This is a genomic window from Methylobacterium sp. CB376 (genome assembly GCF_029714205.1).
In the GTDB taxonomy this organism is placed as follows: Bacteria; Pseudomonadota; Alphaproteobacteria; order Rhizobiales; family Beijerinckiaceae; genus Methylobacterium.
The window spans coordinates 372,794-393,458 of record NZ_CP121648.1; the positions used below are offsets into that span (position 1 = coordinate 372,794).

A 20,665-nucleotide genomic window follows, 5' to 3' on the forward strand; every position below is an offset into this window, starting at 1 on the left:
CGATCCTTCGGTCCCGGTGCCGGTCGAACGGGGCAAGCCGGGCCGCGGCGCCGTGCGCCGCGATCGAGGGGGGACCGCCGCGGCGGATCCGTCGGAGGGAGGCCGCGATGGTCGGTTCGATGTGGAAGCTCGGCATCGAGATGACGATGCTCGGGCTCGAAGCCCAGACGGTGATCGGCCTGCGCCTCGCCAAGATCGCGCTGGGCGGCCCGGCCGCGGCGGCCGAGGCCCAGCTGATGGTGGCCGAGAAGGTGGCCGCGGCCGGCGAGGCGGCCGTCCAGGCCGCGACCGGCGGGTCGCCCCGCAAGATCGTGCGCGGCTACCGGCGCAAGGTGCGCGCGAATACGCGGCGGCTGCGCAGGGGATGAGCGACGGGCGCCGCGCGGCGCCCGTTGCGGATCGGGCGCGCCGGTGTCAGGCGCGCTCCTTGGCGAGGGCCTCCAGGGCCTGATCGAGGCCGCGGAACGACAGCGGCAGCGTCACGTCCCGGCCCGCGGCGTCCTTGAACGTGAGCCGCCCCGGCTCGCTGCCGGCCCGCCAGCGCTTGAGCACGTCCTCCCTGGTCGCCCCATCCGCCACGCAGCCCGCCGGGAGGCAGCGCCGCCAGGCCAGATCGAGCGCCGCCGCCTCGCGGCCCTCCTTGCCCTCCAGGCCCACCCGCACGCCCGACGGGAAGCTGACCGTCACCGGCAGCACCGCCGTCAGCCGCAGGCCGGCCTCGCCGGGCGCCCGCCCCAGCGCGACCTGCGCCAGGGGCGCGGCCTGACCCTGGACCTGGACGGCCTGCGCCACCTCGCAGAACCGGGTCACCTTCTCGCCCTCGGCGAGGCGCTGGCAGCGCAGCGTCCACTCGCCGAAGCTCGCCGTGGTCAGTTCCGGCTCGGCCGGGACCGGCGGCGCGGCGGGCGATGCGGCGGGCGGCGGAGCGACCGCCGGCTTGGGCGCGGGCTGCGCCAGCACCGGCCCCGCGAGACCGAGGGCCGCGGCGAGCGCGGCCGGGACGGAGCGGAGCCCGATCGCGCGGCGCATCACGCGGCCTCCCCCAGGCTCTCGGCATTCGCCGGCGCCGGCGGCGCGAAGGTGAGGGCGAAGTCGCCGATCGCCTGCAGGCTGACGAGATGGGCCGAGATCGCCGCCAGCCAGCCCTCCCGGCGCAACCGCAGGAAGACTTCGTCCGAGAGGCCGTTCAGCGCGCCCTCGTCCACCACCAGCGCCCCGTGCAGGGCGTGGCTCTCCCCCGTCGCCGGGTCCTTCCCGTGCAGCGTCACCCCGCGCAGCAGCCCCAGATCCTGCAGCACCCGCCCGAGCGCGCCCGTGCGCTTGGCCGCCTCGGCATAGTCCGCCACCAGCCGCACCCGCTCCTGCAGCGGCGGCGTCTGCGCCCCGTCCTCCCCGAACAGCGCCAGGCTCTCGCCCGCATCCTCCTCGCGCAGCACGCCCTCGGCGGTGTCGTCGAGGCAGACCAGCGCGGGCCGGCCCTCGCTCTCGCCCAGGATGAAGGGGAAGCGGCGCAGATAGGCCGGCAGGTAGCGCCCGGTCCAGGTGCCGTCCTCGCTCACCAGCGCCGAGCGGCCGGGCACCAGGCCGGTGAGGAAGACCGGGGTCGGGCCGAGGCTCTCGGGCAGGAACAGGATCGGCAGGTGGCGGCAGGCGGCGGCGAACTCGTCGACCACGGCGGGCACGAGGTGGCTCCCGCGCGCGAAGCCGAAACGCTGCGGGTTGGCCAGCCGCAGCCCGCGATGGCCCTCCCGGTCGAGGGGCACGACGGCGCGGTAGAACAGGGGAAGCTGAGTCATGGATCGATCCTCGGCTGGAGGGTTGGGAGGGGGGACGCCCACCGCGCCGCGGCTCCACGGGCGCGAGGGACAGCGGAGCCCGCCGCCCCGGGCGATGTCAGGGGATATTCCGCGCCGCCCGCACCGGCGCGTCAGGGGCGCTCCGGCCGGCGGACACGGCGAGCCAGGGGGAGAGCGGGAGGCGCGGTGTCACGAAGGGCGGTCCGGGCATGTCGGTGATCGCGGCGTCGCCCGCGTCGGGCGGGCCCGGCGCCGCGGAGGACGGAGATCGGGCCGCGCGGGGCGCGGTGCGCCCGCACCTGCCCGACCCGGCCGCCATTCCACCGCCTCGCCCGCTCTCCGCGGTCGGTTCCGTTCCTTCATCTCGGTTCTGCGCTATCCCGACCGCACCGCGCTCTTTCTGGAGAGCATCCGACGCCGGATGCCCCAACGGAAGGCGCTATAACATGGCCCGCGCGCGGGTTTCCAGAGCGGCCCATCAACGAAACGCGACGCGAATTCCGCTGCGCCGGGATGCCTTCGTCCTCGCGTTCGACGAAGCAGTGCGATGCCGGCGGGCGCAGCCGGCCCGGTCCCGGCGCGGGACCCGATTGCACCGTGATCGGATCCTGCTCTAGAGGAACCTGACCCGCGCTCCAGTCGTGCGCGGGCCGCTTTCGGCGGCGTCGCGCCGTGCCTATGGTGATCGTCCGTCACCCAGGCATCACGGTCCGTCATGCCCCGCCGGGTGGTCCGCGGCGGGGCGAAGAGCGCGCGGCTTTCCCCTGAGGCATGGTTCGACAGATGTTGCCTGACCCTGAGGCATTTCGGTCCCCGGCCGGAGACGACAGTGACCTTCTCTCACCGCCTCGCGCGCGCCGCCTGCCGGCTCGGCCTCGCCGCAGCCCCGAGCCTGACCGCGGGCCCCGCGCTGGCCCAGACCGCCTCGCAGATCACCCCGCCCTCCTTCCGGCCGCCCCTGCAACGCCAGGGCGGCGTCCTCGTCATCCCGGACGGAGCGGGCTGGAGGCGCCCGCAGGCGCGGAGCGGCTCACCCTCCCTGCGCGCCCGGCCCGGGTCGCGGCCGCCCTCGCCGGGCCCGCGCCGGCCGTCGCCGCCCGCCTCGCCGGCCGCCCCGTGACGGCCGCCGGGCTCTTCGCGGCCGCGGGCTTCGCGCCGGCGCGGATCGGCCTCCCGGCCCGGGCGCGCGCCGACCGCACCGGCGAGGGCGCGCGGTGCCGGCGGCCGGGCGGCGCGCGCCGGTTCGGAGCCGGCGGGGCGGCGGGAGGGGGTTCGCCTTGACCGGCGCGGCGGAATTGCGGGAGGCCCTGCGCGAGCAGCGGGCCGGCCAGGTCGAGGCGGCCCTGGCGCGCTGCGAGCGGCTCCTGGCGCGCGAGCCGCGCAACGTCGCGGCGGCGCGCCTGGCGGCCTGCCTCTGCTTCGGCCTCGGCCGGTTCGAGGCGGCCCTGGCGCGGTACGACCGCGCCCTCGCCCTGGATCCGGACCACGCCGAGACCCTGCGCGACCGCGGCGTCACCCTGCAGGCCCTGTCGCGGCCCGAGGACTCCCTCGCCTCCCTGGAGCGCGCGCTGGCGCGCGACCCCGCCTCCGCGGCGACGTGGTTCGACCGCGCCAACGCGCTCGTGAGCCTCGGCCGGCCCGAGGACGCTCTGGCGAGTCTCGACCGCGCCCTGGCGCTGAGGCCTGCCGACCCGGACGCGCTCGGCAACCGCGGCAACGTCCTGCACGAGCTCGGGCACCTGGACGAGGCGCTGGCGAGCTACGCGCAGAGCCTCGTCCTGCGGCCGCACGCGCCGGAGGTTCTGACCAACCGGGCGATCACGCTGCTGACGCTCGGCCGCTTCGCGGAAGGGTTCCAGGCCTACGAGTGGCGGCGGCGCCAGCGCGGCTGGGTGGAGCCGCGCCCGCCCGGCCCCGAATGGCAGGGCGACCTGATCGCCGGCCAGCGGCTCCTCCTCTACGCCGAGCAGGGCCTGGGCGACACGATCCAGTTCGTGCGCTTCGCCCGGATCGCGGCCGCGCGGGGGATGGAGGTGGTGCTCAGCGTCCAGGAACCCCTGCGCGCCCTGCTGAGCGGCCTGCCCTTCCTGCGGGTGCTCGCGCCGGACGAGCCGCTGCCGGCCCTGCACGCCCACGCGCCGCTGATGAGCCTGCCGCGCCTGTTGCGGCTCGATGCGGCGGACCTCGCCGCCGGCCCCTACCTCGCGGCGCAGCCGGAGCGGGTCGCGGCCTGGAGGGCGCGGCTGCCGCCCGGATTCCGGGTCGGGGTGGCGTGGCAGGGGCAGCCCGGCCGGGCGATCGACCGCGGCCGCTCGCTGCCCCTCGCGTGCCTCGCGCCCCTGGCGCGGGTGCCGGGCGTGCGGCTCGTCAGCCTGCAGAAGGTGCACGGGCTCGACCAGCTCGACCGCCTGCCCGACGGGATGGCCGTGACGGTGCTGCCGGACCTCGACGCGGGCCCGGACGCCTTCCTGGACACGGCGGCGGTGATGATGTCGCTCGACCTCGTGGTGACGAGCGACACGGCCGTCGCCCACGTGGCGGGCGCGCTCGGCCGGCCGGTCTTCGTGGCGCTCAAGCCGGTGCCGGACTGGCGCTGGGGCCTCGCCGGGGAGCGGACGGCCTGGTACCCGACGATGCGGCTGTTCCGGCAGGAGCGTCGGGGCGACTGGGAGGCGATGGCCGCCGCGATGGCGCGGGAGGTCGCCGGCCTCGCGGGGGCGCCGGCGCGCCGGACGGCGCGCCCGGGACCGTGCGGGTGCCGGTGTCGCTCGGCGAACTCGTCGACAAGATCACGATCCTGGAGCTCAAGGCCGAGCGGATCGCCGATCCCGCCAAGCGCGCGAACGTCGTCCGGGAGCTCGCGCTCCTCGACGCGGCGCTGGCGGCGAGCGGGCTCCTGTCGGAGGAGGTGGCGGCGCTCCAGACCACCCTGCGCGGGATCAACGCCGAGCTCTGGGATGCCGAGGGCCGGATCCGCGCCTGCGCCCAGGACGCCGCCGCCCGGGACGAGCTGGTCGCCCTCGCCCTGCGGATCAGCACCACGAACGAGCGCCGCTCGGCCGTGAAGCGGGAGATCAACCTGCGCGGCGGCTCCGTCCTGATCGAGGAGAAGCAGTACCGCTGAGCAGGCTGCGCCGCGGCCGGCGGGGCGGGGCTAACCGAATCGCAACCGCGGCCGGGGCACCTCGCCGGGATGGCAGCCGTGCGCGTCGTGATCCATGAACTGCGTGACGATCTCCGCCACGGCCACCCGCGCCGCTGGCCCGGCCTCGCCATCAAGGTGACCCACCGGGAGGGCCTGCGGGCGTATCTCGGCGGCTGCACTTGGCCGGACGGCGACGATGCCGAGACGTTCCTGGACTGGTGCGCGAGCCAGCTGCCGGACGCCTGGATCCAGATCCGCACGCCCGACCTGTCGTCGCCCGGCGGGGCGATCAGCATCACCATGGCGGTGGGCATGCGGGGCGCGAAGCCCGACCCGCACGGCCAGATGCGGACGCGGCAGCGGTGGCCCTTCCCGCTCGCCGATTGGTAGGCGGGCCCCTCCGGCCCCGTCCGATGCGGCGAGGGCCGGGGCGCGCTGCCGGTTCCGGGATACGAGATCAGACGGATTGCGTCGCCATCCGGATGTGGGCTTCGCTCAAGCGCCGCGCGGGCTCGTCATCCCGCATCCGCTTGATCCCTTCGGGATGGCGGATGTGGGCTTCGCTCAAGCGCCGCGCGGGCTTGCCATGCGCTGTCCGGACGTGATCGTCCGGCCAGCGGATGACACAACCGTGACGCCGCCCGGCGCGTTAGCGGGATGGCGGCCGGCCCCTCGCCGCCGGAGGCGCAGGAGCGAGGTGCGTGATGACCAGGGATCCCGAGGCCCGCGCGGAGGTGGCCCGCTCCGCCCCGGAGAGCCCATCCCCGGCCCGCCCGGCCGGGCCCCGACGGCCTGCCCCGCGGCGACGGCCATGATCACCACCGCCCACCTGGCCGCCGAGGCGCTCGGCGACCACCTCGCGGCCGCCCTGCGGGGCACCTTCGGGGCGACGCAGGCGCCCCTGGCCGAGATGGTCGGCTCGGTCGCGCGCCTCGCGCTGGAATGCCTGGCGAATTCCGACGCGCTCTACCACGACCTGGAGCACACGCTGCTCGTCACCCAGGTCGGGCTCGACATCCTGCGCGGCCGGACCCTGCTGGAGCCGGTCACCGCCGGCGACTGGGCGCACCTGCTGGTGGCCTGCCTGATGCACGACATCGGCTACGTGCGCGGCATCCTGCCGGGCGACTCGGCCCGCGAGGGCTACGTCGTCGACGCCGCCGGCGGACGCGTGGTGCTGCCGCGCGGCGCCTCCGACGCGGCGCTGACCGCCCACCACGTCGAGCGCTCGAAGCTGTTCGTGAGCGCCCGCCTCGGCCAGTCGGACCTGCTCGACGCGGCCAGGATCGCGCGGTCGATCGAGCATACCCGCTTCCCGGCCGAGGAGACCTGCCCGGGCCGCGACCCGGCGGACGAGGCCTGCCTGGTGCGCGCCGCCGACCTGATCGGCCAGATGGGCGACCCGCTCTACCTGCGCAAGGCGAACGCGCTGTTCCACGAATTCGAGGAGGCCGGCACCAACGCCGCCCTGGGCTACACCTCGCCGGCCGACCTGGTGGAGCGCTACCCGGACTTTTTCTGGCGCAGCGTGTCCTCCCACCTGGACGGGGCGCTGAAATACCTCGACGTGACGGTGAGCGGGCGCCAGTGGATCGCCGGCCTGCAGGCCAACGTGTTCCGGGCGGAGCGCCCGGGCGGCTTCGGCCCGCCCCGGGCCGCGCCGTGAGGTGAGCGCCGGGCCGTCCGCGCCCCCGGCCGGCATGGCCCGTCCCGGCGCTGCGCCAGATCAAAGACCCGGGAGCGGCTCCGGTGCAGCCTGGACGCGGCCCGCCTCCGCGATCCGGCGACACGACCATGACCGGCACCTCCCTCCCCGCCCCGCTCTACGCCCCGCGCAAGAAGATCTACCCGGCCGCGGTCCACGGCCGCTTCCGGCGCATCAAGTGGGGCCTCCTCGTCGTCACGCTCGGGATCTACTACCTGCTGCCCTTCCTGCGCTGGGACCGCGGCCCGAACGCGCCCGACCAGGCGGTCCTGCTCGATCTCCCGGCGCGGCGCTTCTACTTCTTCTTCATCGAGATCTGGCCGCAGGAATTCTACTACGTGACCGGCCTGCTGGTGCTCGCCGCGATGGTGCTGTTCCTGATGAACGCGGTGGCCGGCCGGATCTGGTGCGGCTATCTCTGCCCGCAGACGGTCTGGACCGACCTGTTCCTGGCCGTCGAGCGCCGCATCGAGGGCGACCGGCGCGCCCAGATGCGGGCGGCGGGCGGCGGCTGGAGCGCGGAGCGTCTCGCCCGCGCAATCCTGAAGCACGGGGCGTGGCTCGCCATCGCGTGGTGGACCGGCGGCGCCTGGGTCCTCTACTTCGCGGACGCGCCGACCCTGGTGCACCAGCTCGCCACCTTCCAGGCGCCGTTCGCGGCCTGGCTCTGGATCGGCATCCTCACCTTCACGACCTACCTGCTCGCCGGCCACGCCCGCGAGCAAGTCTGCACCTACATGTGCCCCTGGCCGCGCATCCAGGCGAGCCTGATCGACAAGGAAGCGCTCAACATCACCTACCGGTACGACCGGGGCGAACCGCGCCTGTCGCTCAAGAAGGCCGAGCAGGCCCGCGCGGCGGGCGCGCCGGCGGGCGACTGCGTCGATTGCGGCCAATGCGTCGCCGTCTGCCCGACCGGGGTCGACATCCGGAACGGGCTGCAGCTCTCCTGCATCCAGTGCGGCCTGTGCATCGACGCCTGCGACGCGGTGATGACCCGGATCGGCCGGCCCCCGGGCCTGATCGCCTACGACAGCGACCTCGCCGTGAGGCGCCGCCAGCAGGGCCTGCCGACCCGGATCCGCCCGGTCCGGCCGCGCACGATCCTGTACGCGGCGATGATCGCGGTGGTGGGGAGCGCGATGCTCGCCCGGCTCCTGACCCGCCCGGATCTCGGCCTGCACGTCGCCCACGAGCGCAACCCGCTCTCGGTGACGCTGTCGGACGGCGCCGTGCGCAACGCCTACGCGGTCCGGTTCATCAACAAGCAGCACCGATCGCGCCGGCTCGACCTCTCCCTGGAGGGGATCCCCGGCGCTCGCCTCGCCCTCGCGGGGGACCCGGTCGGCGAGGCGCTCGCGCGCGAGATCGGGCCCGACCGCACCGAGGAGGTCCGCGTCCTCGTCACCGTGCCGCCGCCCGGCACGGCGGCGGCGTCGACGCCGCTGACCTTCGTGCTGCGCGACCCCGCGAGCGGGGCCGAGGCCCGGTTGGCCGACCAGTTCAGCACCCGGCGCTGAGCGCGGGGCGGCGCGGGCGCTCCGCGGTGAGGCGGTGGAGCAGCATGCCGGCGAGCATCGCCGCGACGAAGACCGCCACGGAGGGCAGGCCGAGGGCGAGGCCCGCCAGCGCCGGACCGGGGCAGAACCCGGCCAGGCCCCAGCCCACTCCGAACAGGACGGCGCCGCCGAGCAGGCGCGCGTCGACGCGGCGATTCGCCGGCACCTCGAAGCGCGGGGCGAGGAGGGGCGCCGCCATCCGCGCCTTGAGGGCGTAGCCGAGCGCCGAGACGCCGACCGCGCCGGCCAGCACGAAGGCGAGGCTCGGATCCCAGGCGCCCGCCAGGTCGAGGAAGCCCAGCACCTTCCGAGGGTTCATCATGCCCGAGAGGGCGAGCCCGACGCCGAACAGGAGGCCGCTCGCGAGGGCCGCGAGGAGGCGGGGCGCGGCCCTCATCGCGCGACCCCGTGCCGGACCAGGAACACCGTGACGATGGCGGCGGCCATGAAGGCCGCGACCGCGGCGAGGGAGCGCGGCGACAGGCGCGCGAGGCCGCAGACCCCGTGCCCGCTGGTGCAGCCCGACCCGAGACGCGTGCCGAAGCCGACGAGGAGGCCCGCCGCGATCAGCACCGGCCAGGAGACCTCGACCTCGACGGGAGGCCAGTGGCCGGCGGCGAGGCGGAACAGCACCGGGCCGAGCAGGAGGCCGGCCAGGAAGACCGCCCGCCACGCCGTCTCGCGGCCCGGCGGCCCGAGCAGGCCCCCGGCGATGCCGCTGATGCCGGCGATGCGTCCGTTGGCGAGGAGGAGCAGGGCCGCGGAGGCGCCGATCAGGGCGCCGCCCGCGAGCGGGGCCAGGAAGGGGGTGAGGGCCATCGCCGGGGATCTCCGATCTGTCCGACCAGCGCCGCCCGGCCGTGGCCCGGGCCCGCCGAATCGCGGCGCGGCGGGACCGCTCCGCGCGCCTGATGTCGGCCGGCGCGGCGCGGTGCGCAAGCCCGGCGGCCGGCCCGGGTCCTCGGCGCGCGAGGGCCCGCCCGTCGACCGGGCGGGCCCCGCCGGTTCCGGGATCGTCGTCCGGCCAGGGCCGGGGATCATGCTCCAGACCGATCCGTGGCGGCGCGCGGGCCGGCGCGCGCTCAGGCGTCCGCGGCCGCCCAAATCTCATGCAATCCGCTGAAGCCCTGAAACCAGTAGATCCCGCGATCGGGATCGAAACCGTGGCGTGGATACGAGGTGGCCAACCGCGCGACGAGATGTTCGGCTTGCGCACGGTCCATGATCGAATGGGCCAGAACGAATTCGTTCGCGGGCCCGCGGGTCCTCAACTCTCTGACCCGAATCGTGTAGGCCAACGTTCTCCTCCATCGTCATTGCACAACCGCTGGGGGCTGAATTGACAATCGGAAGTAGTTCGGATTGGTTCACGCGGGTTGGCCCGACGGTTAACCGACGCGCGACGAAATCCCGACAATGAGCGGAAATTCGCGATGGCCGGCGGCAAGGATCACGGGCTCAATGACCCTGGAACCGCCACGCAGAAAAGGCCGCCCTCGCGGTGCGGCCCTTGCGATGTCATGGGGTCTGATGGGTCATGGGGTGTGATGGTGGGCGCGACAGGGATCGAACCTGTGACCCCTACGATGTCAACGTAGTGCTCTCCCGCTGAGCTACGCGCCCCGCAGGGCCGCTCATGCGGGAAGCGGCCCCGGTGTGAGGGGCCGTATAGGGGTGTCGGACGGGGTTGGCAAGCCGGTTTTGCGCGCGGCGCCCCTTTCCGGGCGAGGGAGTGGTGGGCTAGGAGGCCGGCCGACAGCGGCCGCCGGGGGCCGGGACGGGCAGCGGAGAGCGACGGCGATGAGCGAGCGCGCAGGCCAAGTCCGCGGCGGCCACGTCCGCGCGGGCCAAGACCGCGGCGGCCAAGACCGCGGCGGCCAAGACCGCGGTGGCCAAGACCGCGGCGGCCAAGACCACGCGGACCCGATCCGCGCGGGCGCCGCCCGCGGGGCCGTCGAGGCGGCGATCCTCCCCCTGCGGGGCGAGCGGACCACCCGCGCCTTCGCGCCCGACCCGCACGAGGCCGCCTCCCTGGTCCTCGACCTGAGAGGCAGCGGGCTGGGCGGGCGCTGGGTCGAGATCAGCTTCCGCGACGAGGGCCGCGGCTCCTTCAGCCGGGTCGAGCTCGCCGCCGTGGCCGAGCGCCTGAGCCAGCACGAGACCACGAGCCTCGCGGAGCGCGCCTACGGCAACGGCCGCTTCACCTGGACCGGGCGCCTGCCCGCCGGCCTCGTCGCGCTCAAGGTCACGCCCATGCTCGGCGAGACCGAGGTCACCCTCGGCGACATGACGCTGCGGGAGCGCAGCCGCCTCGCCCTCCTCGGCCGCGGCCTCCTGCGCCGGCCCGACCTCGCCGGCCAGGCCGTGTTCTGGCGGCTCCTCGGCAAGCGCGTCCGGGCGCGCAACCGCCTGCTGCGGGCGATCACGCCCCCGGGCCTGACCGGCTACGACACCTGGGTGCGCTGCTTCGACACCCTCTCGGAGGCGGACCGGGCGCGCATCCGCGCCGAGGCCGGCGCCATGACGGACCCGCCGCTGATCTCGGTGGTGATGCCGGTCTACAACCCGGCTCCGAAGGTGCTGGAGGACGCCCTGCGCTCCGTCCGGGCGCAGCTCTACCCGCATTGGGAACTCTGCATCGCCGACGACGCCTCGACGGACCCGGCCGTGCCGCGCCTGCTCGACCGGGCCGCCGCCGCGGACGCGCGGGTGCGGGTCGTCCGCCGCCCGGAGAACGGCCACATCGCGCGGGCCACCAACACGGCCCTCGCGCTGGCGGCCGGCCCCTACGTGGCCTTCATGGACCACGACGACGTCCTGCCCGAGCACGCCCTGTTCGAGGTCGCCAGGGCGATCGCCAAGGACCCGTCCCTCGACCTGATCTACACGGACGAGGACAAGGTCGACGCCAAGGGGCGGCGCTTCGAGCCGCATTTCAAGAGCGACTGGAACCCCGAACTCCTCTACGCGCAGAACTACATCAACCACCTCACGGTGGTGCGCACCAGCCTGGTGCGGGAGGTGGGCGGCCTGCGGCCCGGCTTCGAGGGCAGCCAGGACCACGACCTGCTGCTGCGCCTCGCCGACCGGCTCTCCCCCGACCGCATCCGCCACCTGCCGCACGTGCTCTACCACTGGCGCGCGGCGATCGGCTCGGGCACCTTCTCGGACACGGCGCTCGCCCGGGCCGAGGCCGCCCGCCTCCAGGCCCTGCGCGACCTGATCGCGCGCCGCGGCTGGCCGCACCGGGCCGAGCGCGGTCCGCTCGGCTTCAACCGCCTCGTGCGCGCCGTGCCGGACCCGGCCCCGCGCGTGTCCGTGGTGATCCCGACCCGCGACCGGGCCGAGCTGCTCGCGGTGGCGCTGCGCGGCCTGCTCAAGGGGACCGCCTATCCGGACATCGAGGTGATCATCCTCGACAACGACAGCCGCGAGCCCGCCACCCGGGCGCTGTTCGCCGAGGTCGCGGCCGACCCGCGGGTGCGCGTGCTGCCGAGCCCCGGCGCCTTCAACTTCTCGGCGCTGTCGAACGAGGGCGCCGCCGCCGCGACCGGCCCGCTCCTGCTCTTCCTCAACAACGACATCGAGGTGAGGGAGCCCGGCTGGCTCGCCGAGATGGTCTCGATCGCCGTCGAGCCCGGCATCGGCGCGGTCGGGGCCAAGCTCTCCTACCCGGACGGCACGCTCCAGCACGGCGGCGTCGTGCTGGGCGCGGGGGGCGTCGCCGGCCACAGCCACCTCGGCATCGGGCCCGAGGATCCCGGCTATTTCGGCCGCATGGCGATGGCCCAGGAGGTCTCCGCCGTCACCGGGGCCTGCCTGATGATGCGCGCGAGCGTCTTCCGGGAGGTCGGCGGCTTCGACGCGGAGCGCCTCGCGGTGGCCTTCAACGACGTCGACCTCTGCCTGCGCATCCGGCAGGCCGGCTACGCCATCATCTGGACGCCCCATGCCGGCCTGATCCACCACGAATCGAAGAGCCGGGGCCTGGAGGACACGCCGCAGAAGCGCGCCCGCTTCGAGGCGGAGGTCGCCACGATGCTCGAGCGCTGGGGGGCCCAGCTGCGCAACGACCCGTACTACAACCCGAATTTCGCCCGCGCGAAGGCCCAGTTCCGGCTCTGGTGACGGGCCTGCGCGGCTTGCCGATGCTGCGCCGCAGCGCTAGAGGGAAGCCGGCCCGGTATGCAGCCCCGCCGCGGGGCCGGGCATCCCGGCGGCCAGGGGGGCGAGGCCGATGCAGACCTTCTTCGTCGAGATCAAGTGCCAGCTCGGGCGCACCTACACGGTGGCGAGCGCGCTCGCCGACCGGGAGATCGCCTCAGAGATCTACTCCACCGCCGGGCATTACGACGTTCTCGCCAAGTTCCACGTCGAGGATGGGGTCGATATCGGGCACTTCGTCGCCGAGAACGTGCAGACGATCCCGAACATCCAGGACACCCGGACCATCATCACCTTCAAGGCCTTCTGAGCATCGTCGGCCGGGACGGCCACCGATCCGGCGGACGCGGCGGGGAGAGCGGGCCGGGCGGAACCGCGCGACGCCCCGCCGAGGTCCCCTCCGAAGGTCCCCGCGCGCGGGAACGGGCCTGCGGGTTGGCGGCCGTGCTCAATCCGGGGAAGCGGACGGCGGCTCTGCCGCAATACGACCCGAATTTCCGGCTTACTAGCGGCCTGCGCCAGCACAGTCGCGAGGCACGATGAACTTAACAATGACGGGCGCTGTTCGATGCTGGCAACCGCACGATGTGCCGCGGATCAGGGCAAGCTGCCGAAATTCGCGACGCAGTATCACTGATGAAGTTGTGCAACACCGCCCCGGCATCGGCAGGGGCTGAGGGATGACGGCGGCCTGCGGGGGGTTGGCCTCGGCTCAGGTCGCATACTATGGCTAAGGAAGGTCCGCGTCGGCACACCCGCCGGCTTCCCCTTTGAGCGAGCGTGCGTACCGAACGTGAGACATCGTCCTGACATCGCGATCATCGGTCGGGCCTGCCGACTCCCGGGTGCCACGGGCATCGACGGCCTCTGGCAGCTCCTCGCCGAGGGGCGCTGCGCGGTCTCCCGGATCCCGGAGGACCGCTGGTCCCTGGAGCGCCTGGGGCATCCGCGCGTCCAGGAGCGCGGCAAGAGCTACACCTGGGCGGCGGGCGTGCTCGACGACATCTGGTCGTTCGACCCCACCGTGTTCGGGATCTCGCCCCGCGAGGCGGAGCAGATGGATCCCCAGCAGCGGATGCTGCTCGAACTGACCTGGGAGGCGCTGGAGGATGCGGGCCTGCGGCCCTCCGCCGTCGCCGGGACCGGGATCGGCGTCTTCGTGGGCGCCTCCTCGCTCGATTACGGCAATCTGCGGGTGCTCGACTGCGCCTCCGGCGACGCCTACGCGGCGACCGGCAACACGCTGTCGATCCTCTCGAACCGCATCTCCTACATCTTCGACCTGAAGGGGCCGAGCTTCACCCTCGACACGGCCTGCTCGTCCTCGCTGGTGGCCCTCGACGCGGCCGTCGCGGCGATCGCCTCGGGCCGCATCGACACGGCCGTGGTGGCGGGCGTGAACGTGCTGGCGAGCCCGTTCAACTTCATCTCCTTCTCGAACGCCTCGATGCTGTCGCGCACGGGCCTGTGCCAGGCCTTCTCGGCCAGGGCGGACGGCTACGTGCGCGCGGAGGGCGGCGTCGTCCTGGTGCTGCAATCGGCGGCGGCGGCGGCGCGGACCGGCGCCACGGTGCGCGCGGTGATCGCGGCCTCCAAGGTCAATTCGGACGGGCGCACGACCGGCATCTCGCTGCCCTCGGGCTACGCGCAGGGCGTGCTGCTGGAGGAGATCTACCGCGAGGCCGGCATCGACCTCGACGCGGTCGCCTTCGTGGAGGCGCACGGGACCGGCACGCCGGTCGGCGACCCGATCGAGGCCGGCGCCATCGGATCGAAGATCGGCCGCGGCCGCACCGCCCCGCTGCCGATCGGCTCGATCAAGACCAATATCGGCCATACCGAGCCGGTCTCCGGCCTCGCCGGCCTGCTGAAGGCGAGCCTCGCCCTCGAGCACGACCTGCTGCCGCCCTCGCTGCACTGCGAGGAGCTCAACCCCGCCATCCGCTTCGACGACCTGAACCTCGCCGTGAACACGGCGCCGCGGCCGCTCGCGCGGGGGCGCGGCGAGCGCTTCGCGGGCGTGAACTCGTTCGGCTTCGGCGGCACCAACGCGCACGTGATCCTCACCGACGCCAAGGGCGCCGCCCCGGCGGGCGCGGGCGAGGCCGCGCCGGCGCCGGAGGTGCTGCTCCTGTCGGCGCAGAGCCGCGCCGCCCTCAACGAACTCGCCGAGGCCTACGCGGAGCGCCTCGACGGCGCCGCCCCGGCCGAGATCGGCCGCATCGCCGCGGCGGCCGCCCACCGCCGGGAGCGCCTGCCCACCCGGCTCGCCGTGCCGCTCGCGGATGCCAGCGCCGTCGCCGAGAGCCTGCGGGCCGTCGCGGCCTCCGAGGAGCCGCCCGCCGGCGCCCTCGGCACCGCCTCCGAGCGCTCGGGCCCGGTCGCCTTCGTGTATTCCGGCAACGGCAGCCAATGGGCCGGGATGGGCCGCGACGCCTATGCGGCGAATGCGAGCTTCCGGAGCCGCTTCGAGGCGGTCGACGCGCTGTTCCGGCCGCTCGCCGGCTGGTCGCTGACCGAGGCCCTGTTCGCGGACGACCTGGAGGCGCGCCTCGTCCTCACCAGCGTCTCCCAGCCGCTGATCTTCGCGATCCAGAGCGCCGCGACGGCGGCCCTGCGGGCGGTCGGGCTCACCCCCGGGGTGATCATCGGCCACTCGGTCGGCGAGATCGGCGCCGCGGAGGCCGCCGGCATCCTGAGCCTGCCCCAGGCCGTGCGGGTGATCTTCAACCGCTCGAAGCACCAGGAGACCACGCGCGGCCTCGGCACGATGGCGGTGCTGCTGGCCCCGGTCGAGGAGGTGGAGACCTTCCTGGCCGATTTCCCCGACCTCGACATCGCGGCCCTGAACAGCCCGAAGGCGGTCACGGTGGCGGGCCCGGTCGAGTCGATCGACGCCGCCATGAAGGCGATGGCGCGCAAGCGCCGCCGCGGCCGCAAGCTCGATCTCGACTACGCGTTCCACGGCCGGCTGATGGACCCGATCGAGGGGCCGCTGCTGCGCGACCTCAAGGGGCTCGCGCCCTCATCCGGGACCGTGCCGATGGCCTCGACCGTGACCGGCGACCTGCTGGCGGGCGAGCGGTTCGACGCCGGCTACTGGTGGCGCAACATCCGCGAGCCGGTGCGCTTCAGCGAGGCCGTGCAGGCCGCCGCCCGCGCGGGCGCCCGCGTCTTCGTCGAGGTCGGCCCGCGGCCGACCCTGCTGCCCCATATCGGCGACTGCCTGGAGCCGCTCGGCATCGACGGCGCCACCGTGGGCGTGCTGCACAAGAAGCCGTCCGACCGCGACCCGTTCCTGCAGGCGCTGGCGAGCGCCGTGGTGCAGGGCGCCGCCGTGGACGAGGCGGTGGCCTTCGGGCGCAACCCCGAGGGGCCGGTCGCCCTGCCCTCCTATCCCTGGCAGCGCCGCCCGTTCCGGCTCGCCGAGACCACCGAGGTGCTGAGCCCGGCGAGCCCGCGGCCCTACCACCCGCTGATCGGGTCCCGCCTCTTCGCGGGCGGGCTGGAGTGGCAGGCCCATCTCGACCTCGCCACCAATCCCGACCTCGACGACCACCGCATCGACGGCCAGGCGATCCTGCCCGGGGCGGCCTTCGTGGAGATGGCGCTGGCGGTGGCCCGCGAGCATCTCGGCAGCGAGGCCGTGACGCTGGCCGACGTCGAGATCCAGCAGCCGATGATCTTCGCCGAGGAGGCCCTGCGCGAGGTCCAGGCGCGCTTCGCGCCCGGCGTCAACCAGGTGCAGATCCTGTCGCGGCCCCGCCTCGCGCAGGCCGCCTGGCAGCTCCACGCGGTCGCCAAGATCGTGGAGGGCGAGCGCCCGGTCCCGGCCCGCGTCGAGGTGGCGCTGCCCGAGGACCAGGTCGTGTCCGGCGAGGAGCTCTACGAGCGGGCGCGCCGCTCCGGCCTCGGCTTCGGCCCGAGCTTCCGGCAGGTCGCCCGCAGCGCCCGGCTCGACGAGGCCACCATCGTCTCGGAACTGGTGCCGGCGGAGGCCAATCCGCGCTTCGGCCTGGTGCCCGCCCGCCTCGATTCCTGCTTCCACGGCCTGATCCTGCTCTTCGCCGACCTGCTCGGCGAGAATGCCGGCAAGGCCTACGTGCCGGTGCGCTTCGGCGAGGTGCGCCTGCTGCGGCCCGGCGGCGTGATCGCCCGGGCGATGATCCGGACCCTGCGCTGCAACGAGCGCAGCATCCTGGCCGACTTCACCCTGGTGGACGCGGAGGGCGCGGTGATCGCGACCCTGCGCGAGGGCCGCTTCCAGGCCCTGCGCGCCAAGGGCGGCGGCGACCTCGACGCCTACGCGATCCGGCAAGCGACCGAACTCGCCACCGAGCCGACCGCGATCGCGCTGGAGCCGCAGCCCTCGGTCGCCGCGACCGCGCGCCGGCAGGCGCCGGGCGTGCTGGCGCAGGACGAGGCGGCGCTCTCGCCCGGGCACATGCTGCTGGAAGGCTGGGCGACCGCCCTCGCCTACCGGCTCGCCCGCGGCCTGTCGCGCGGCAGCATCGTCGACCTCGCGTCCCTCGGCCGCCTGCCGGAGGCGCTGCGCCCCTGGTTCGTCAACCAGCTCATCGCCCTCGACGGCAGCGGGCTCGCCGAGGGACTCGGCGACCACCGCTGGAAGCTGCGCACGGACGTGACGCTGCCCGATCCCGACGAGATCATGCGCTGGATCGCGGCGGACCATCCCGACCTCTCGGCGGAGCTGCTGCTCTGCGCCGATCTCGGCGCGGTGGTCGCCCGGATCCTCGACGGGAGCCTGAGCCAGGCCCCCGTCCTGCCCCAGGCCGCCCTCGACGGGTTCAGCCTGCGCGGCGCGACGGTGCGCGCCTCGGCCGAGACGCTGATGCGGCTGCTGGAGCGCAGCCAGTCGGCCCTGCCCCGCGACCGGGCGCTGCGGCTCCTGCAGATCGGCTACGGCCCGCTCTCCGCGCAGGTGGCGGCCTTCGCGGCCGCCTGCGAGGCGAAGCTCACCGTCTTCGAGGCGGATCGCCGCCTCGCCGAGCGGGCGCGCCTCGCGCTCCCGGCCGGGATCACGGTGATCGAGGACCCGGCGGAGCTGCCTCAGGCCGCCATCGACGCGGTGCTGGCGAGCGACGTGCTCCATCGCAGCGACCGCGAGCTGCTCGGCCGGCTCGCGGCCAGCCTCGCCACGGGCGGGCTGTTCGCGGCGGTCGAGCCCGCCGCCTCGCTGTTCCGCGACCTCGTCTTCGGCCTCGCGCCGACCTGGTTCGAGGGCGAGCCCGACCTGCCGGTCGGGCGCCTCGACGACGTCGCGGGCTGGCAGCGGGCGCTCTCGGCGGCCGGCCTCGTGAAGGTCTCGGCCGACCGCGCCGCCACCGAGGCGGGCAACGACCTCCTGCTCCTGGCCGAGGCGCCGCCGCGGCCGAAGCCGGCGCCGGGCCAGACCTTCGCCTTCATCATCGGGTCGGAGGACGATTTCGCGGCCGAGACCGCCTCCTCGCTGGCGACGCTGCTCGTGGCGAGCGGCGTGCACGTCTCGATCATCCTCGATTCCGAGGTGTCGCTGCAGGAACTGGCGCGGGAGACGCCCGACACCGTGATGTACCTCGCCAAGGCCTTCGGCCGCGGCGGGGAGCCGGCGGCGCGCCTGCGCGAGCGGGTGCTCGGGCTCAAGCGCTGCGTCGAGCATCTCGGCACGCGGCCGACCCGGCTCTGGGTGGTCTGCCCCGGCGCGACCCGGGACCGCGGCGGGCCGGCCTGCAGCGTCGAGGCCGGCGTCTGGGCCTTCACGCGCACGCTGGCGAATGAGGTGGCGAGCCTCGACATCCGGCGGGTCGACCTCGCGGCGACGCTGACCTCGAAGCGCACGGCCGAGCGGCTGCGCGACCTCATCCTGTCGGGCACGGCCGAGACCGAGATCGTCCTCGACGAGGACCGCACCCGGGTCGTGCGCTTCGCGGCGGGCGGCACCGGCCGGCGCTCGGTGCGCGAGGCCGGGGCGGCGCCGGCCGCGCGGCTGGAGCGCAGCGCCCATGGCGGCCTCAACGAGATGCGCTGGGGTCCGGCCGAGCGCGTCGCCCCCGGCCCGGGCCAGGTGGAGATCGCGGTCGAGGCGACGGGCCTCAACTTCCGGGACGTGCTCTGGGCGCTCTCGATGCTGCCCGAGGAGATCCTCGAGGACGGCTTCGCCGGCCCGCGGCTCGGTCTCGAATGCTCGGGCCGCGTCACGGCGGTCGGCCCCGGCGTCACCGCGGTGGCGCCCGGCGACGCGGTCGTGGCCTTCGCCCAGTCGGGCTTCGCCACCCACGTGGTGGTGCCCGAGATGGTGGTGGCGCCGGCGCCCAAGGGCATCGGCCTGCAGGCCGCCGCGACGACGCCGGTCGCCTTCCTCACCGCCTATTACGGCCTCGTCACCCTGGCCCGGATCAAGGCCGGCGAGTGGGTGCTGGTCCATGGCGGGGCGGGCGGCGTCGGCCTCGCGGCCCTGCAGATCGCGGCCTCGCGGGGCGCGCGGGTGATCGCCACGGCGGGCTCGACGGAGAAGCGCGCCCTCGTGAAGGCGCTGGGCGCCGAGCACGTGCTCGATTCCCGCTCCCTCGCCTTCGTGGACGAGATCCGCCGGATCACCAGCGACGGCGTCGACGTGGTGCTCAACAGCCTCTCGGGCGAGGCGATGGAGCGCAGCCTCAACGTCCTCAAGCCGTTCGGGCGCTTCGTCGAGCTCGGCAAGCGGGACTACGTGGCCAACACCCATATCGGGCTGCGGCCGTTCCGGCGGAACCTGTCCTATTTCGGGGTCGACCTCGACCAGCTGCTGCAATTCCAGCCGGAGGAGGGCCAGCGCCTGTTCCGCGAGGTGATGGCGCTGTTCGCGGACGGGGTTCTGAAGCCGCTGCCGTTCCAGCCCTTCGCGGCCGAGGAGGTGTCGGACGCGTTCCGGCTGATGCAGCAATCGGGTCACGTGGGCAAGATCGTGATCGCGCCGCCCCGGGCCGGCACGGTCGCGGCGGAGACGCGCCGCCCCTTCGTGGTGGCGCCCGACCGCAGCCACCTCGTCACCGGCGGCCTCGGCGGCTTCGGCATCGAGGCGGCGCGCTGGCTCGCCGATCACGGGGCCAGGCACATCGTGCTCGTCGGCCGCCGGGCCCCGTCGAGCGAGGAGGCCCTCGCCACGATCGCGGAGCTCACCGGCCGCGGCGTGAGCGTGCGCACCCTGGCCTGCGACATCGCGGATCGCGCGGCGGTCGCGACGCTCCTCGACGCGGTCGAGGCGGAGGGCCCGCCCCTCGCCGGCATCATCCACGGCGCCATGGTGCTGCAGGACGGTCTGGTCGCGAACCTCGATCCGGCCGCCCTCGACGCGGTCCTGGCCCCGAAGGTGACCGGCGCGAGCCACCTCGACGCGCTCACCCGCACCCGCAGCCTCGACTACTTCGTGCTGTTCTCCTCGGCCACGACCTTCATCGGCAACCCGGGCCAGGGCGCCTACGTGGCGGCGAACGGCTTCATGGAGGGGCTGGCCCGGCAGCGGCGCCGCCTCGGCCTGCCGGCCCTGGCGGTGGCCTGGGGGGCGATCGGGGATGTCGGCGTGCTCGCCCGCAACCGCGCCGTGATGGAGACCCTGTCCGAGCGCGTCGGCGTGACGCCGGTCGCCGCGCGCAAGTCCCTCGATCTGATGGCCGAGGCGCTGAGCTTGCAGGGCCCGGCCCCGGACGACGCGGTGCTGGCCATCGCGGCGATGCACTGGGGCAAGGCCCGCGAGCGCCTCGCGACGCTGAAATCGCCGAGCTACGCGGCCCTGGGCTCGGAGCAGCAGACGGAGGCCGGCGGGGTCACGGCGATCAGCATCCCGGGCCTCCTGCGCAGCCTCGACCTCGACGAGGTGCGCAAGGTCGTGGCGGACGCGATCGTCGAGGACGTGGCCCGCATCCTGCGCCTGCCGAAGGACGACCTCAGCCGCGTGCGGCAGCTCTCGGAGATCGGCCTCGACTCGCTGATGGGCGTCGAGCTCGGCGCCAGCCTGCAGGAGCGCTTCGGCCTGGAGGCGCCGCCGGCGGGCGTGTCGAGCAGCCAGACCGTGCTCGAACTCGCCGACACGCTGATCCAGTCGGTGGCGGCACCGGTCGACGAGGGCGCGGCGGCGGTGCTGAGCCTCGCCCAGCGCCACGCGGGCGAGAGCCTGGATGCCAGCCAGCTCGACCCGCTCCAGGCCCTCGTCGAGGAGAAGAGCCGCGAGATCAAGGTGATCCTCTGAGATGCGCCCGCCGCGGCTCGCGGAGCCGCGGCGGGCCTCAGAAAATCCCCTTTTGCGTGTCTTCCTGCCTCT

The 20,665-nt window shown here is 74.6% G+C and carries 14 protein-coding genes and 1 tRNA gene; 9 read left to right on the forward strand and 6 right to left on the reverse strand.

The annotated features are described in order from the left end of the window. The first annotated feature begins 107 nt into the window (after positions 1–107). Positions 108–368 (forward strand): hypothetical protein, encoded by a 261-nt coding sequence (locus QA634_RS01530; RefSeq protein WP_012330292.1) that lies wholly within the window; start codon positions 108–110, stop codon positions 366–368. Between the two features lie 46 nt (positions 369–414). Here QA634_RS01530 and QA634_RS01535 read toward each other — a convergent pair whose 3' ends face one another. Next, positions 415–1,029: an invasion associated locus B family protein gene (locus tag QA634_RS01535; protein WP_012330293.1), complete on the reverse strand. Its 615-nt coding sequence runs from the start codon at positions 1,027–1,029 to the stop codon at positions 415–417. Continuing rightward, positions 1,029–1,796 carry a SapC family protein gene (locus QA634_RS01540; protein WP_012330294.1) on the reverse strand — a complete coding sequence of 256 codons (768 nt, stop codon included), beginning with the start codon at positions 1,794–1,796 and terminating at the stop codon, positions 1,029–1,031. The genes QA634_RS01535 and QA634_RS01540 overlap by 1 nt, the downstream gene beginning before the upstream one ends. 829 nt (positions 1,797–2,625) lie before the next feature. On the opposite strand from QA634_RS01540, the gene QA634_RS01545 reads away from it, so the two are divergent. The 5 genes from QA634_RS01545 (at position 2,626) to ccoG (ending at position 8,166) form a co-directional block, all read left to right on the forward strand. After that, a complete protein-coding gene (locus tag QA634_RS01545; protein WP_012330296.1) occupies positions 2,626–2,916 on the forward strand; it encodes a hypothetical protein in 291 nt (96 codons plus the stop codon). Between the two features lie 157 nt (positions 2,917–3,073). Beyond that, positions 3,074–4,861: a tetratricopeptide repeat-containing glycosyltransferase family protein gene (locus QA634_RS01550; RefSeq protein WP_283027193.1), complete on the forward strand. Its 1,788-nt coding sequence runs from the start codon at positions 3,074–3,076 to the stop codon at positions 4,859–4,861. A 128-nt stretch (positions 4,862–4,989) separates the two neighbouring features. Further along, positions 4,990–5,331 carry a hypothetical protein gene (locus tag QA634_RS01555; RefSeq protein ID WP_012330298.1) on the forward strand — a complete coding sequence of 114 codons (342 nt, stop codon included), beginning with the start codon at positions 4,990–4,992 and terminating at the stop codon, positions 5,329–5,331. A 421-nt stretch (positions 5,332–5,752) separates the two neighbouring features. Continuing rightward, complete coding sequence (locus QA634_RS01560; protein ID WP_012330299.1) at positions 5,753–6,607, forward strand: HD domain-containing protein; 855 nt, start codon at positions 5,753–5,755, stop codon at positions 6,605–6,607. Between the two features lie 128 nt (positions 6,608–6,735). Beyond that, on the forward strand, positions 6,736–8,166 hold the full coding sequence (ccoG, locus tag QA634_RS01565; protein WP_012330300.1) for a cytochrome c oxidase accessory protein CcoG: 1,431 nt from the start codon (positions 6,736–6,738) through the stop codon (positions 8,164–8,166). Here ccoG and QA634_RS01570 read toward each other — a convergent pair. From QA634_RS01570 to QA634_RS01585, 4 genes are all read right to left on the reverse strand, one after another. After that, positions 8,150–8,602, reverse strand: a complete 453-nt coding sequence (locus QA634_RS01570) for a DUF6691 family protein (protein WP_012330301.1) — start codon at positions 8,600–8,602, stop codon at positions 8,150–8,152. The genes ccoG and QA634_RS01570 overlap by 17 nt on opposite strands. Further along, on the reverse strand, positions 8,599–9,024 hold the full coding sequence (locus tag QA634_RS01575) for a YeeE/YedE family protein (protein WP_012330302.1): 426 nt from the start codon (positions 9,022–9,024) through the stop codon (positions 8,599–8,601). The genes QA634_RS01570 and QA634_RS01575 overlap by 4 nt, the downstream gene beginning before the upstream one ends. A gap of 263 nt (positions 9,025–9,287) precedes the next feature. Next, complete coding sequence (locus tag QA634_RS01580; RefSeq protein ID WP_012330303.1) at positions 9,288–9,503, reverse strand: hypothetical protein; 216 nt, start codon at positions 9,501–9,503, stop codon at positions 9,288–9,290. 250 nt (positions 9,504–9,753) lie between these two features. Next, positions 9,754–9,828, reverse strand: a tRNA-Val gene (locus QA634_RS01585). A 177-nt stretch (positions 9,829–10,005) separates the two neighbouring features. Between QA634_RS01585 and QA634_RS01590 the strand changes: the two genes are divergently transcribed. From QA634_RS01590 to QA634_RS01600, 3 genes are all read left to right on the forward strand, one after another. Further along, positions 10,006–12,333 (forward strand): glycosyltransferase family 2 protein, encoded by a 2,328-nt coding sequence (locus tag QA634_RS01590; protein WP_012330304.1) that lies wholly within the window; start codon positions 10,006–10,008, stop codon positions 12,331–12,333. Between the two features lie 109 nt (positions 12,334–12,442). After that, complete coding sequence (locus QA634_RS01595; protein WP_012330305.1) at positions 12,443–12,679, forward strand: Lrp/AsnC ligand binding domain-containing protein; 237 nt, start codon at positions 12,443–12,445, stop codon at positions 12,677–12,679. A gap of 483 nt (positions 12,680–13,162) precedes the next feature. Beyond that, a complete protein-coding gene (locus QA634_RS01600; RefSeq protein WP_012330306.1) occupies positions 13,163–20,593 on the forward strand; it encodes a type I polyketide synthase in 7,431 nt (2,476 codons plus the stop codon). The last annotated feature ends 72 nt before the right edge of the window (positions 20,594–20,665 follow it).

Excerpts from the sequence above, each read along its gene's own strand:
- QA634_RS01540 (WP_012330294.1), bottom strand. The coding sequence starts at position 1,796 with ATGACTCAGCTTCCCCTGTTCTACCGCGCCGTCGTGCCCCTCGACCGG.
- QA634_RS01575 (WP_012330302.1), bottom strand. The coding sequence starts at position 9,024 with ATGGCCCTCACCCCCTTCCTGGCCCCGCTCGCGGGCGGCGCCCTGATC.
- QA634_RS01555 (WP_012330298.1), top strand. The coding sequence starts at position 4,990 with ATGGCAGCCGTGCGCGTCGTGATCCATGAACTGCGTGACGATCTCCGC.
- QA634_RS01570 (WP_012330301.1), bottom strand. The coding sequence starts at position 8,602 with ATGAGGGCCGCGCCCCGCCTCCTCGCGGCCCTCGCGAGCGGCCTCCTG.
- QA634_RS01560 (WP_012330299.1), top strand. The coding sequence starts at position 5,753 with ATGATCACCACCGCCCACCTGGCCGCCGAGGCGCTCGGCGACCACCTC.
- QA634_RS01590 (WP_012330304.1), top strand. The coding sequence starts at position 10,006 with ATGAGCGAGCGCGCAGGCCAAGTCCGCGGCGGCCACGTCCGCGCGGGC.
- QA634_RS01535 (WP_012330293.1), bottom strand. The coding sequence starts at position 1,029 with ATGCGCCGCGCGATCGGGCTCCGCTCCGTCCCGGCCGCGCTCGCCGCG.
- ccoG (WP_012330300.1), top strand. The coding sequence starts at position 6,736 with ATGACCGGCACCTCCCTCCCCGCCCCGCTCTACGCCCCGCGCAAGAAG.
- QA634_RS01595 (WP_012330305.1), top strand. The coding sequence starts at position 12,443 with ATGCAGACCTTCTTCGTCGAGATCAAGTGCCAGCTCGGGCGCACCTAC.
- QA634_RS01530 (WP_012330292.1), top strand. The coding sequence starts at position 108 with ATGGTCGGTTCGATGTGGAAGCTCGGCATCGAGATGACGATGCTCGGG.